This is a genomic window from Halonotius terrestris, from assembly GCF_006861665.1.
GTDB lineage: Archaea > Halobacteriota > Halobacteria > Halobacteriales > Haloferacaceae > Halonotius > Halonotius terrestris.
The window spans coordinates 656338-670293 of record NZ_RKLU01000001.1 but is presented as its reverse complement, the minus strand read 5'-3'; the positions used below and the strand labels follow the sequence as shown (position 1 = coordinate 670293).

Below are 13956 nucleotides of genomic sequence, written 5' to 3'. Positions count from 1 at the left end.
CTTCACAACGATACGGGTCTGTCACCCTGTATCGAGCTCCGTTCCAGGAGACTTCTCGTCGCGATTCGATCGATGAGAGTCAGCCCTAACACCACATTGGCCGAAGCCTTCGGTTTGGACTGTGTCGCGTTCACTCACCGTTACTAACGACGTCACATTCGTTTTCTCTTCCAGCTCCTACTAAGATGTTTCAATTCGGAGCGTTCCCTATTGCGCGAAGCAATTGTAGAGGGATTCCCATTCGGAGATCCATGGTTCTTCGCCTTCGTGCGGCTCCCCATGGCTTATCGCAGCTTGACACGTCCTTCGTCGGCGCTTGAGCCGAGCCATCCACCAGGCGGCACAGTAGCCACGATCACTGAGCACAGTGAACGGGTCCAGTGAGCGCCTGGATTGCACGTACATACGGTTTCATCGTGAACGCCCGGCTGCAAGCCGGNGCGCNCNTCNACCCTTCCCAACCCGCTCACACGGGATGGTGCATTGGTTTCGTCGTAGTACACCCGAACGCTGTCTCCCATATAAGGAGAGTGNTTCGGGCGTACTTGCGATGGACTCAGTGGGATTCGAACCCACGGCATCCTCCTTGCAAAGGAGGCACTCTGCCGCTGAGCTATGAGCCCNNCTCGGTCGGCGAAGCCGACCAAGCCGTGAATGTTAGCCTTGGTAGTTCGTCGGTGCCCGATCGCACGGGTGAGCCGAAAATGCCCGGTGGTCGGGGATGACCATCGGGGCGTGGACTGCGATGAGTATGAACGGTGAGTCTGCCCCAGAGGGGCAGATCTCGGACGTTAGGAGGTGATCCAGCCGCAGATTCCCCTACGGCTACCTTGTTACGACTTAAGCCCCCTTGCGAAGCCCAGATTCGACCGCGGGAACGCGGCCTCATCCGGACCTCACTCGGGTGCTTTGACGGGCGGTGTGTGCAAGGAGCAGGGACGTATTCACCGCGCGCTNCTGACACGCGATTACTACCGAATCCAGCTTCATGCGGGNGAGTTTCANCCCGCAATCCGAACTACGACCANGTTTAGGAGATTNNCNNCNCNTCTCNGNGTNGNNNCCCATTGTCNNGGCCATTGTAGCCCGCGTGTTGCCCAGCNCATTCGGGGCATACTGACCTACCGTTGCCCNTTCCTTCCTCCGCNTTAGCNGCGGCAGTCNCCCTANTGTACCCANCCANCNNNNGNTGNTGCTGGCAANTAGNGNNGNGGNTCTCGCTCGTTGCCTGACTTAACAGGANGCCTCACGGTACGAGCTGACGGCGGCCATGCACCTCCTCTCANCAGCNNNGNNNNANGTCNTCAACNTGANCGTCATTACTGNTGTCGGNGCTGGTGAGATGTCCGGCGTTGAGTCCAATTAAACCGCAGGCTCCTCCGGTTGTAGTGCTCCCCCGCCAATTCCTTTAAGTTTCATCCTTGCGGACGTACTTCCCAGGCGGCTCGTTTNNCGGCTTCCCTACGGCACAGCNCNNNCTCGTAGNNNGNGCCACACCTAACGAGCATCGTTTACNGCTAGGACTACCCGGGTATCTAATCCGGTTNGAGACCCTAGCTTTCGTCCCTCACTGTCGAAGCCGTCTTCTCAGAGTGCTTTCGCCATCGGTAGTCCGTCGAGGATTACGGGATTTCACTCCTACCCTCGACGTACTCTCTGAGCCTTCCGGTTCCAAGCCAGCCAGTTTTCGCCGGACGCCCACCCGTTGAGCGGGTGGATTTCCCGACGAACTTGGCTGGCCAGCTACGGACGCTTTAGGCCCAATAANATNGGNCATCACTCGNGCTGCCGGTNTTACCGCGGCGGCTGGCACCGGTCTTGCCCAGCNCTTATTCGTNNACCACCTTACNGTNNACAAAAGCGAGGGCTANTATGCCCTCGCACTNGGNNTNCCCCTATCGCACTNNCGTGCAGTGTAAAGGTTTCGCGCCTGCTGCGCCCCGTAGGGCCCGGAATCTTGTCTCAGATTCCGTCTCCGGGNTCTNNCTCTCANNACCCGTACCGATTATNGGCACGGTGGGCCGTTACCCCACCGTCTACCTAATCGGCCGCAGCCGCATCCTTCAGCGTTAATCTTTAGNAAACAGTGCATTCCAGCGACTGTTCCANATCGGCCATTAACCTCAGTTTCCCGAGGGTATTGCCGACTGAAGGGTAGCTTGGCCACGTGTTACTGAGCTATCTGCCACGAGTCTAAACTCGTCCGACTAGCATGGCTAAATCGAATCCCAATAGCAATGTCCTCCGGCAGGATCAACCGGAATGTGTCCAACCCGTGAAGGTTGGGGGCTGGCGGGAACGATCTCTCGAAGAGAGATCGGTCACCAAATATGTGTCTCATTGCATGGTCCACGTTCGGCGTCATCCGAGCAATCGGGTGACACCGAACTACCAAGGCTAACGTCGGATCCCATCTGTACGGCGTACCGCAGGGGCGGGATCCCCATACTTTCGGATCTGAACATACCCGACAGGCCCGTATAAGGCCGTCGGAATTCGTACGGGCAACGCGTGTTGCCCGTGGGTTCTGATCCAGTGCGAGTGCCGACCGGTTCGAACGGTCTCGCGCTCGCAGTGTGTTTTGCTGCATTCCAGTCGAACGCCCTGTTGTACTTAAGGGCGTTGTTTCGATCTGGGAGCCCTCCGGCGGTTCCGGACGGCTATAGTCGAACGCGTTTCCGCACGCGACCAGTGCATTCCATTCGAAGGGTAGTTACTACAAAAGGCCGTCGGATCGAACCCGCCACGTCATGCGGTTTCATGGCTCGTCGGATTTGCTACCGCCGCGAACAACAAAGCGGTCACAGTGGTTCTGAGGCGACCGAATCCCGCGGGGCGTGTGGCGGCGTCTCACTGCCTGCGACACCAAGTGCAGTAGAATGGATGCGTCGCTCACGGATGGAAATGTCACGCGGCTGGAGGTCGAACGGTCATCCCCTGTCTCGCACAGACGGTCCCGTCGCGTGGTTGCCGCGCGACCGAGACTCCTCGTGAGAGGGACTAAACGCTACCGAAGCGGCGACAATAGTAGAAGGACACTGGGGGCGGCGGCGATCACTCGTCGAGGTGGTCGATTCCCTCTTTGGAGACGTTTGCCTCCGTGATCTCCTCGGGCATCCAGTCGGGGGAGTTGTCGGGGGCTTCCTCCTCCCATGCCCACCCTTCATAGATATGGACCTTGTCGGTGCCTTTCTCCCGGAGTTCGAGATCAACGGGATCAGCTGCATCCTCGGAAGGAGCCGGATCAAGCCGTCGCGCTGCCTTCAGCGCGGCTTGTCGCGGTGTGTTCCCCGAAAAGACGCTTTCTTCTGAGCCATCACCCTCACGGAGCGCGAAATTGCGCTTACCATCTTCACGTACCATGGTTTGTATCTCCATGCCAACCGAGAACATACGTCGATATAAATATATCGGGGAGCTGAACACTCAGCGGCGGGAGTTTTAAATACGATGCCGACGCGGGCCGGCGGTTTGCCGGCGAATCGGGGGCGAAACCGGGGAAAACACGGGTGCTGAAACCTCGCGCGCGCCGCTACCCCGTAGACAACACTTATATGGAGCGTGTGGTGAATGGGGATAGATACCGGCGATGGTCCGCAAAAAGAAGCTGAGTCCAAGCGGTGCGAAAGACGANNNCGGNGAGTACCACAACGTCCACGTNAANCTNCACGANGACGAACTCGCNGTCGCNGGCNTNGANATCGGCGACGANGTNTTCGTNCGGGTCCGNGAGGACAAGATCATCATCCAGAAGGCCGATCCCGACACCGTTCAACACGACTTCTAGTCGGGTCCGGGCAGGCCACCCTTTTTCAGCGACCGGCAATCACAAACAGCCGCTCTGGGGGTCGATAGGTCTCAGATACCGCCAGTGCCGGCTGGGGATCTCGAGGAACGACGCTTCCGTCGGATTGATTGCGGTCGACGCCGCCACTGTAGGTAATGGGACTCTACGACGTTGCGAAGCCGGCCCTCTTTCTGCTCCCACCGGAGACCGCCCACAACATCGTCCACCGCGGCCTCCGGGCCGTCCAGGACACCCTCCTGTCAGGGATGCTTCGGGAGCGATACGCAGTCAGGGACAGCCGGCTCCAACAGTCAGTCTTCGGCCTCGATTTCCAAACCCCGGTCGGCGTCGCCGCCGGCTTCGACAAAAACGCCGANATNCCNNNCGNNCTGNGNGNTCTCGGCTTCNGCCACGTCGANNTCGGCGGCGTCACCGCCGANNNNCAGCCNGGCAACCCNCGCCCGCGNATGTTCCGNCTCCCCGANGACNNNGCNNTCATCAACCGNATGGGGTTCAACAACGAGGGTGCCGACCGGATCGGTCGCCGTCTCGACCGCGAACCGCAGCCCGACGTACCGCTCGGTGTCAACATCGGCAAATCGAAATCGACGCCGCTGGAGGAAGCGGCCGACGACTACCTGTACACCTACGAGCGCGTCGCCGACGCGGGCGACTACTTTGCGGTCAACGTCTCCAGCCCGAATACGCCGGGGCTGCGCTCGCTGCAGAACCGCGAATCGCTGGAGAAAATTCTGGGCACGCTCCAAGATGCGGGTGCCAATCCCCTGTTGGTGAAACTCTCGCCGGACCTCCCTGACCCTGCAGTCGAAGACGCCCTCGCCGTCGTCGACGACCTCGGTCTCGACGGCGTGATCGCAACCAACACGACAACGAGTCGCCCCGAAAGCCTCCAGAATCCGAACAAGGCTGAAAGTGGCGGCCTCTCGGGCAAACCAATCGAAAACGAGGCGACCGACCAGATCCGCTTCATCGCCGAGCGCACTGACGTACCGATCATCGGCGTCGGCGGCATCAGCGACGCCGAGGGCGCATACGAAAAGATACGCGCGGGCGCGAGCCTGGTCCAGTTGTACACCGGCCTCGTCTTCGAGGGGCCGGCGATTGCCCGCGACATCAACGAAGGGTTGCTCGATCTGCTGGAACGGGACGGCTTCGATTCGGTCGACGACGCGGTCGGTGTCGATCTCGAATAAAAGCAGGCAGCGACTGCCAGCCTATACCTCGCTGACGATCACGATAGCGTCGCCGGCTTCGAGCATGTCGCCCTCGCCAGCGTAGCGTCGCTCACGGTTGACTTCGAAGAAATCAGGACCCAATTCCTCGCCGGCAACGTGGAGTTCGTCATCGACAAGGTCGTACTCGCCGGCCTCGATACCCTCTTCCAGATCAGGCACCTGCGAGCCGTATTCGGGACCGACTTTCGAGTAGTCGAGGCTGATGTCGGTAATGACGGATTCAATTTCAGGCTCGCTATCGAGGACGGTCAGCTCTTCGACGTGCATCACACCACGGATGTCGTCCTCGAAGCCCTCGATAGGGCCGTAGACCTCGATAGCCGACAGTGCGGCGTTGAGCGGGAGCTGTTGGTCGCTTTTGTACTTCCGGAGCGCGCCGACGACCGCCATCGCGGCGGTGCCGCCCTCGCTGTCGGCGTCGATGCCGAGCGGTTCGGGCCACGCCGTCTGGTGAATACTCGCGTCGGCGTCGTACATATCGCGGTAGAGTTCCTCGGTGACGTGCGAAAGGAGGGGAGCAAACAGTTTGAGGAACCGCTCGTGGGCGGTCCGCAGCGTGTAAGCCGCCGACTGGTCGTCGCCCTCGTCGAGTCGTTGTTTGGCGATTTCGAGATAATCGTCGCAGAACGTTCCCCAGAAGAAGGTTCTGAGACCGTCGCGGGCTTTCGAGAACTCGCGGTTTGCGAGCAACTCGCTTAACTCCTCGATTTCAGCATCGAGTTCGGCCAGCAGCCAGCGGTCGAGCGCTGCGAGGTCGTCGGGCCGGTCGACCGGCTCAGGCGCGAGGGAATCGACGAGTTTCGAGGCGTTCCAGAGCTTCCGAATCAGTTTCTCGCCCGCGCGAAGCCCTTTTTCCTGGTAGGGCAGATCGTCGCCGATCGCGCTGCCGGCGGCCCAAAACCGCGCGGCGTCGACCGGGTACTCGTCGAGAACGGCGTCGGGATCGACGACATTGCCCTTCGATTTCGACATCTTTTCTCGATTCTCGTCGAGGACCATCCCGTTGATCATCGTCGTGTCGAACGGGACTTCGCCAGTGTGCTCGTAGCACTTGATGACGGTGTGGAACAACCAGAACGAAATGATGTCGTGGCCCTGTGGCCGGAGATCCATCGGGTAGATCTCGGGTCGATCCATCGTGAACTCCTCGGCCTCGTCATCCCAGTCCCAGCCGGCGTTGATGAGCGGCGTCAGNNNNGAGGTNGCCCACGTNTCGAANACGTCNTCCTCGGNNACGAACTCGTCGTGNCCGCATTCGGGACAGCTATCGACCGGCGGATCGTCCGAAAGCGGATCGACCGGCAGCTCGTCTTTCTCGGCGATAACTTCGTGGTCGCAGTCGGCACAGTACCAGACNGGGAACGGNATNCCCGAGNNNCGCTGNCGGGAGATACACCAGTCCCACTCGAGCCCCTCAACCCAGTGTTCGTACCGGGTGAACATCTTCTCGGGGTACCAGTCCATCTCGCGNCCGGCCTCNAGNTACTCCTCNNNNTTGTCGAGCACNTNNACGTACCACTGCTCGGTGACACGGTACTCGACGGGCACGTCGTCGCGCTCGTGGACCTGCACGACGTGGTCGATTGCCCACCGATCTCGGAGTTGCCCGGCGTCGTCGATGTCCTCGACGATGGCCTCGCGGGCTTCCTCCGTGCTCATGCCCTCGTAGTCGCCAGCGAGGTCGGTCATCGTCGCCGACTCGTCGATNGCGACCCGNAGNNNNAGNTCGTGNGCCTGNTACCACTCGATGTCCGTCTGGTCGCCGAACGTACAGCACATCACGACGCCGGTCCCCTTCTCCATGTCGACGCGCTCGTCCTCGTAGANNGGNANNTCGTGGCCGAAGANTGGGACCNNNGCNGTGNCGCCNNNNAGGTNGGCGTTACGGTCGTCGTCGGGGTGGACGAACATCGAGACACACGCCGGGATGAGTTCAGGGCGAGTCGTCGAGATAACGATATCGTCGCCGGGTTCGGTCGGCGTCGGATACTGGTAGTCCTCGTCGCTGACGGCGTCGGGATCGGGCTCACTACCGCTCTCGACGAGTTCGAAGGCGATATCGTTGAAGTACGACTGCTCCTCGTGGTCCTCGGTTTCGACCTGCGAGATGGCAGTTTCGCAGTCGGGACACCAGATCGCCGGAGCCTTTTTGCGGTATTCGCGGCCCTGGTCGTAGAGATCAATAAAGGAGAGTTGGGAGACGCGCTGAACTTCGGGCGAGATGGTCTGGTAGGTGTTGTTCCAGTCGATGGAGGTCCCCATCGCCTGCATCTTCTCTGTGAATTCCTCCTCGTAGTCGGCACAGACTTCGCGGCATTTCTCCTGGAATTCGTACCGATCAAAGTCCTGATGGCGGATGCCGAGCTCGGATTCGGTCAGGCGTTCGGAGGCGATCCCGTTGTCGTCGTAGCCGAAGGGGTAGAACACGTCCTTGCCCTGCATGCGCTCGAAGCGGGCGACGATGTCTTGGAGGATCGAGCCGTAGACGTGGCCCCAGTGGAGGCTTCCCGAGACGGTCGGCGGCGGCGTGTCGATGGCGAAGGTCGTGTTCGGATCGGTCGCGTTCTCGGGGTATGCGTACGTCTCGTCGTCGAGCCACTGCTGTTGCCACTTGGGCTCGACGGCGTCGGGATCGTACTCTCCAGTTGGCATTGGGAGGTGGAACTCGCCGCGGGGACTAAGGTTAATCGACTTCCGAGCAGGGTGACGCGAATCCTTATGCCACGATGGTGTGTATTTGGACGCAGTGTTTAGCGCGCTTTCGTGGCCGGCGATTGGCTCGCTGGTTTCCGGGCTGATCTCGCTGGCGTTCATTGCCTATGTCTGGCCCTACCGCGAGGAAGACGGCGCGACGCTGTTCATGGCGATGATCGGATCTATCGCCCTGTGGGCGGTTTCCTACGGCGTCGCCCTGCTCGTGTTCGATCCGACGCTTCGGTTTCTGCTTGAGATTCCGATCTGGGTGGGGACCTGTTTCACGAGCCTGCTGTTTCTGGCGTTCGCTCTCGAATACACCGGGCGGAAAGACGTGGTTCGGTCGAAAGCGATGGCCGGGTTGGTCGCGCTCATGGTCGGCTTCGTTGGCCTAATCGCCACCAACCCGTGGCACCAACTCGTCTGGCAAAACTACCGGATCGAGCCGACGTTCGGTGCGGCGACGGTCGCCCACAGCAACGGGGCGTGGCTGTTTCTCATCCTGCTGGCGTTGATGATCCTGACCGCGGGCGCGGTACTTACCCTCATCGAGACGTTCGTGAGTTACGGCCGGCTGTATCGCTCCCAGACGCTGGCACTCGCGCTGTCGCCAGTGCCGGTCATCCCCGGCATCCTCCTGTGGGTGTTCCAAGTCGGCCCGACACCATACCTCAATCTCGCACCGCTGCTGTTCCCGGCGCATCTCGGCCTCGACATGTACGCCTTCTTCCGGCGCAACATGTTCGAGTTGACGCCGGCGGCCCGCCGGACGGGCGATCAGACCGCCATCGACGATCTGGGGATCGGCGTCATCATCGTCGACGACGATCAGCGCGTCATCAACGCCAACGAGTCGGCGGCGGCGATCGTCGAAACATCCAAGCCAGATTTCCTCGGGAAATCCCTCGACAGCATCGAACTCGACATCGACCTCGCGGGCGACGAACAGCGAATCCGCCACGGCGAGAGTCACCAACGGGATTACGCCGTCACCGTCTCATCCATCGAGGACTCGGCCGACAGCACGGTCGGCCACACGATCACCCTCCAGGACATCACGACTGAACGCCAGCGTGAACAGCGGCTGGCCGTTCTCAACCGCATTCTTCGACACAACCTCCGCAACGACCTCAACGTCGCCAGCGGCTATCTCGAAGTCGTCGCCGACGGAACCGAGAACGACCAGTACGCCGACATGCTCGAAACCGCGAAACGCAACACCGACGACGTGCTCGAACTCGGCGAGAAGGCCCGGATGGTCGAGCGGACACTCGAAACCGAGGAGATGGGCACCGAGCCGATCCCAGTCGCCAAGTTCGTCGATCACGTCGCCGACCCGCTCGTCGACGACCACGGCGGCAGCGTCGACAACGAGGTGCCGGCGGATTTCGCTATCAACACCAACCGCCAACTCCTCGAAAGCGTGCTGGCGAATCTCATCGAAAACAGTCTCGAACACGGCGGCGGGACCGTCACCGTCGGGGCGACCACCGCGGGCTCGACCGCCCGGATCGAGATCAGCGACAGCGGCGACGGGATTCCGGAGCACGAACTCAGCGTGATCGAGGAGGGCAAGGAGACGGATCTCGAACACGGCAGCGGGATCGGCCTCTGGCTCGTCGAGTGGGGCGCGACCGCCCTCGGCGGTAACGTGACCTACGAGACAGGCCCTGAAGGAACGACAGCAACGGTCGAACTGCCGGATGTCGTGGTTGAACCGACCGGAGATGGGTAGCTGAGTGCAAACGTGAAGGTAGAAAGGACAATAATCCAATGGTTCGATAGGATATTTTGTGGGAAAATATTTCAGTCGAGCCACCAAAAGAGAATTAATGACAGTCGAAACCGACGACAGCGGACGGCTGTATCTGTCGGCCGCACAGCGGGAGAAGTACGGTGAGAAATTCCATGTCGTCGAGTACGAGGACCGGCTTGAGCTCATTCCCATCGACGATGACCCGCTGCAAGCAGTCCGCGAGGCGGCCAGCGATGCCTTCGACGGGAAATCAGTTGACGCCCTACGCACCGAAGCGCGAGAGCAGGCACGAGCGGACGCCGAAGCGGGATTCCAACGCGGCAAAGACAGCGAATCGGGAGGGGGTAGCGATCCATCGGTGGAGACCGACGAATGACGGTGTACGTCGAGACGGATTTCCTGCTCGCGCTGGCGAAAGACGCCGACTGGCTCAAAGAGCGCGCTGAGGGGTTTCTCGCCGAGGAGGAGGTCGTTACGTCGTCGTATGCGTATCTGGAGGTGCTGTTGATTCGGGAACGTCACGAATTCGACTACGTCACGCTCGTTGCGAACCTCCTCGAACTCGTTCCCGTCGGCAGCGACGAAGAGCAACAGATCGTGCTCAAAGCCGTGAACTACTTCGAGGACGGGATGACAGCGTTCGACGCGTTTCACGCCGCGACGGCCGAAACACGCGGGATACCGATTCGAGGGTCGGACAGCGCGTACGACACAGTCGATGCCGAACGGCTCCCGCTGGAGCCTGACAGCGACGAGTGAATAGCGACGCGAACCGAATTACTCCAGCGCGTCGAGCCGGAGTTCGAAGGCGGCGACCGGTAGTTCGAGATCATGCTCGACCAACACCGCGGGGTGGACTTCACCGATCACACCGACTGTCTCACCATCGATCACCACGTCGGCAGCGCGGCCGTCGATGAACGTCGGGTGGTCGGTCGGCGGCGTTTCGAGGTCGACGCCGAAGTCGTCACAGAGCGCGGCCAGTCGGGCTTTGGCGTCCTCATAGGTCGCGTCGTTGCGGGCGAGAACGGCCCCGATGGATCGCCACTCGGCGACGTTGGTGTTCTGGCTTTCGTCGACTTCAGCGGCAAGACCGATCTCCGCGAGGTCCTGCGGGTAGGCGCGGTGGGTGTTGTTTTCGAGTACCATCAACAGCGAGGGGAGGACCCAGGTGCGGAGTTGGGTGTAGTCCTCGCTGTAGGGACCGGTGATCTCGACGGCCTCGCCCGCGCCGACGAGCCGGCGATCGGCGTCGCCAGCGGTCGCGCCGGGCTCGATGTTCAGTCGGTCGTAGTTGGCTTCCGCAGAGATCATATGGAAGTTCAGTAGGTCCTCGAAGCCGAGGCCGATGAGGCTCGCACGGGTCGCGTCTTCGAGTCGCGTGCGGTCGTGGCGACCGCCGACGGTGCCGATATCGGGGTACCGCGGTTCCAACTCGTTGAAGCCGTAGGCACGGCCCAGATCGTCGATCAGGTCGATTGGATGGAGTACGTCGACGCGGTACGGCGGGATTTCGACCGCGTAGACGAGGCCGTCAGCGTCGGCGACGCTGGCGGGCAGATCGTCGTCGATGTCGGTGGCAGCGTCATCCGCGGCATCGCCGCTGACGACCGACGCCGACAGCCCGGCGCGGGCGAAGAGGTCGAGGACTTCGCGCTGGTCGAACGCGACGCCGAGGATCGTCTCGATGCGGTCGTGAGTGACGTGTTTGGTGTCGGTCTCGAAATCCGGGCGGACGAGCGCGCCGCCGACCGCCTCGTAGGGGCCAGTCGCAGTCGGGTAGTCGATTTCGACCTCCTCGATGGTGCCGCCACGCGCCGACAGCGCGTAGCAGATGATGTTGCAGATGTGGTCGATGGTCCACTGATCGGTGCCGGTGAGTTCGATCAGCAGGTCACGGGAGTCGGCTTCGACCTCTGTCCGGCGGCCGTTAATGACCGGCGGGAAGGAAAAGAGGCCGAGATCGTCGTATATCGCGGGATAGCGGTCGAATCCGTCGAGCAGGTCGCCGTATTTGGGGCCGATTGGATGCTCCGCAAGCACCTCGGCGGGCGTCATGTCGCTGTCGGCATCAAGCGGGACGAAGCGGTCGCCGTCAGGGTCGATCCCGCGGTAGGTGATTGCATTGGTCTCGTCGGCGACGCCCGCGCCCTTCAGCATCGTCAGGTCGTGAATCCCGATGGCCGCTTTCGCGCGTTTGCGACCCATCGTCGCGTGCAGTTTCTCTTGGAGTTGGATCAGCGATTCCAACACGTCCTCGGTCATGTTGACGTCGCGGACGACCGCTCCCGTAACGTAGGGCCGACCCTCGGGGACGGTGTCTTCGACCTCGTAGGTCCAGTCGGGATCGTTCGTGTCGGGAACGTAGACACCGGTGTCGTCGCCGTACTGGTAGCGCAGCGAGCGGGCGACGCCTTCGACCGAGAGCCGATCAAGCCGATCGGGCGCGAATTCGAGTTGGAGTTCGCCCTCGTCGGTTTCGCCCTCGAATTCGAGGCCAAGGTTGAACAGGTCCGACTTTAGCTCCTCGTCGGATTTCTCGTCGTGCCCGGTCAGCTCGCGGAGTTCGTCGGGATCGACATCNACGACNGGCATCAGTGAANCACCTCCNNNTNCCGCAGCAGNTCGAGNTCACACAGCGTCCCGTGGACGTCGCGGATATCCTCGAAGCCGTACATCAGCATGAGCAGCCGCTCCANNGCGAGCCCCCACGCCATCACGTCNNNNTCGANGCCNAGCGGTTCGAGTACTTCAGGCCGGAACAGCCCGGAGTTGCCGATCTCGACNATCTCGCCNGTCNNCGGATGNNNGCCGAACAGCTCGAACGANGGCTCCGTNTANGGGTTGTAGTGNGGNTTGAACTCGATGTCCGTGATGCCGAACTGCGCGTAGAACTCTTCGAAGGTGCCCATCAGGTCGCGCACGGAGAGCTCCTCGGCCATCACCCACCCCTCGATCTGGAAGAANTCCAGCAGGTGNGTCGGNTCNAGNGTGTCGTTNCGNTANACCTTCTCCACGGAGAAGTATCGCTGCGGCGGCTCGATGTCCGCGCCAGCGAACCCGGAGAGATAGCGCATCGACAACGAGGTTGTGTGGCCCCGGAGGGCGACCGCCTCGGCGAAATCCCGGTCCCACGGAGAGTGATAGCCGTCGCCGTCCTCGCCAACACCCTCGCGGTGGGCGGATTCGACGCGATCAACGAGTTGGTCGGGAAGCTCCTGAATCGGCGGCACATCGAGCGCGAAGCGATCCCAGTGCGTGCGGGCGGGGTGATCTTGCGGCATGAACAGACAGTCGTTGATCCAGAAGTCGGCGTCGGCATGCGGGCCGTCCATCTCTTGAAAGCCCATGCCGACGAGCACATCTTTCGCGCGGTCGGCCGTCTGCCGGAGAATGTGCTTGCGGCCGCCCTCGACGCTTGGCGCGTCGGCCTCGACGTTGTACTCGCTGAACTCCACGTCTTCCCACTCGCCGCTGGTCAGCATTTCAGGCGTGAGGCGGTCAACCGTTTCGGCGGTCTCGATGCCGGCCATCAGCGCGTCAACGGCGTCGTCGGTGAGCGTGATCTCGCGGACGGTGTGTTCGCGCTGGACGATCAGGTCGCGGCGTTCAAGTTGATCGAGGAGGTCGCCGTCGGCAACGCTGCCGCCGTCGGCGAGTGTGGCGAGGGCGTCGGCTTCGGCGTCGCTGTCGGGGTCTGCGTCGGGGTCGGCGGTGACGCTGCCGGAATCGATCTCGCCGTAGCCCTTGCGTGCGAAGTTGGCGAGCGCGATGTCGACCTCAGGGCCCTCCAAGCCGGCCGCGCCGATGAGTTGGCCCAATTCGACGGCCTCGTCAGCGGCACCGGCGTCGATGGCGGCGCGGTAGAGCCGGACTTCCGGGAGGTCCGATTCGAGATAGTCGTGGGCCTCCTCGGTGAGTTCGGCGGTGGTTTCGGTGCGTTCGTCGATAGTGACCAGTCCGTCGTCGCGGAGATCGAAAGCCGCGCGGGTGACGGTTTCAGGCTTGAGGTCGGTTGCGTCGGCCAGCCGATCGACTGGCGTCGGTTCGGTCGCCGAGGCGGCTTCCAACACCGCGAGTTGTGAGTCCGGGAGTCGCATACAGTTGTTGTCGGGTGTCGGTGGGGTCGTCAGTTAGCAGTTGCGAAGACGCCGAACCGGTGGGCCACCGGCCGGTGGCGGAAATCCTTGCCGCAAGAGTGTTAGTTAATACCAACCATGGCGTTAGTTCACACTCCCCACTGTGGACGTGGGCGCACACAAGACGTTCCGTGCCGGATCGGCGACAGCCGAGATGGTGTGGGATGGGGGCCGACGCTAATACGCCTGAGACGGCGTGAAGGCTCAGGTCCCGAAGGAGAACCGAACTGCGCCAGCGCGCCACCGCCGCGGCGGTGGTGGACGAAGGCCAACTATCGGACCACGCGCGAGCGGGGTTCGAGAACACGACAGCAGGCCGGTAGA

At 61.8% G+C, this 13956-nt stretch carries 8 protein-coding genes, 1 tRNA gene, 2 rRNA genes and 1 pseudogene; 5 read left to right on the top strand and 7 right to left on the bottom strand.

Annotated features, from left to right (window positions below):
- From EGH24_RS15485 to EGH24_RS03495, 4 genes are all read right to left on the bottom strand, one after another.
- Positions 1–358, bottom strand: a 23S ribosomal RNA gene (locus EGH24_RS15485); the annotation flags it as partial.
- Positions 359–551: 193 nt separating this feature from the next.
- Positions 552–623 (bottom strand) — tRNA-Ala (locus EGH24_RS03505).
- 170 nt (positions 624–793) lie between these two features.
- Positions 794–2264 (bottom strand): 16S ribosomal RNA (locus EGH24_RS03500).
- A gap of 790 nt (positions 2265–3054) precedes the next feature.
- A complete protein-coding gene (locus EGH24_RS03495) occupies positions 3055–3363 on the bottom strand; it encodes a non-histone chromosomal MC1 family protein (protein ID WP_142978768.1) in 309 nt (102 codons plus the stop codon).
- Positions 3364–3589: 226 nt separating this feature from the next.
- On the opposite strand from EGH24_RS03495, the pseudogene EGH24_RS03490 reads away from it, so the two are divergent.
- Both EGH24_RS03490 and EGH24_RS03485 read left to right on the top strand, forming a co-directional pair.
- Positions 3590–3787, top strand: a pseudogene (locus EGH24_RS03490) (hypothetical protein).
- 155 nt (positions 3788–3942) lie between these two features.
- Complete coding sequence (locus EGH24_RS03485) at positions 3943–5001, top strand: quinone-dependent dihydroorotate dehydrogenase (protein WP_142978767.1); 1059 nt, start codon at positions 3943–3945, stop codon at positions 4999–5001.
- Positions 5002–5022: 21 nt separating this feature from the next.
- Here the strand turns inward: EGH24_RS03485 and EGH24_RS03480 are convergent, their stop codons facing one another.
- Positions 5023–7695 (bottom strand): valine--tRNA ligase, encoded by a 2673-nt coding sequence (locus tag EGH24_RS03480; protein ID WP_142978766.1) that lies wholly within the window; start codon positions 7693–7695, stop codon positions 5023–5025.
- Positions 7696–7789: 94 nt separating this feature from the next.
- Here EGH24_RS03480 and EGH24_RS03475 point away from each other — a divergent pair, with 94 nt between their 5' ends.
- The 3 genes from EGH24_RS03475 (at position 7790) to EGH24_RS03465 (ending at position 10252) form a co-directional block, all read left to right on the top strand.
- Entirely contained in the window at positions 7790–9472 is a 1683-nt protein-coding gene (locus tag EGH24_RS03475; protein WP_185903217.1) for a sensor histidine kinase, read from the top strand.
- 97 nt (positions 9473–9569) lie between these two features.
- Positions 9570–9869 carry an AbrB/MazE/SpoVT family DNA-binding domain-containing protein gene (locus EGH24_RS03470; RefSeq protein WP_142978764.1) on the top strand — a complete coding sequence of 100 codons (300 nt, stop codon included), beginning with the start codon at positions 9570–9572 and terminating at the stop codon, positions 9867–9869.
- Complete coding sequence (locus EGH24_RS03465; RefSeq protein WP_142978763.1) at positions 9866–10252, top strand: PIN domain-containing protein; 387 nt, start codon at positions 9866–9868, stop codon at positions 10250–10252. The genes EGH24_RS03470 and EGH24_RS03465 overlap by 4 nt, the downstream gene beginning before the upstream one ends.
- A gap of 18 nt (positions 10253–10270) precedes the next feature.
- Here EGH24_RS03465 and pheT read toward each other — a convergent pair whose 3' ends face one another.
- Positions 10271–12088 (bottom strand): phenylalanine--tRNA ligase subunit beta, encoded by a 1818-nt coding sequence (gene pheT / locus EGH24_RS03460; RefSeq protein ID WP_142978762.1) that lies wholly within the window; start codon positions 12086–12088, stop codon positions 10271–10273.
- Entirely contained in the window at positions 12088–13593 is a 1506-nt protein-coding gene (gene pheS, locus EGH24_RS03455) for a phenylalanine--tRNA ligase subunit alpha (protein ID WP_142978761.1), read from the bottom strand. The genes pheT and pheS overlap by 1 nt, the downstream gene beginning before the upstream one ends.
- Positions 13594–13956: the final 363 nt, after the last annotated feature.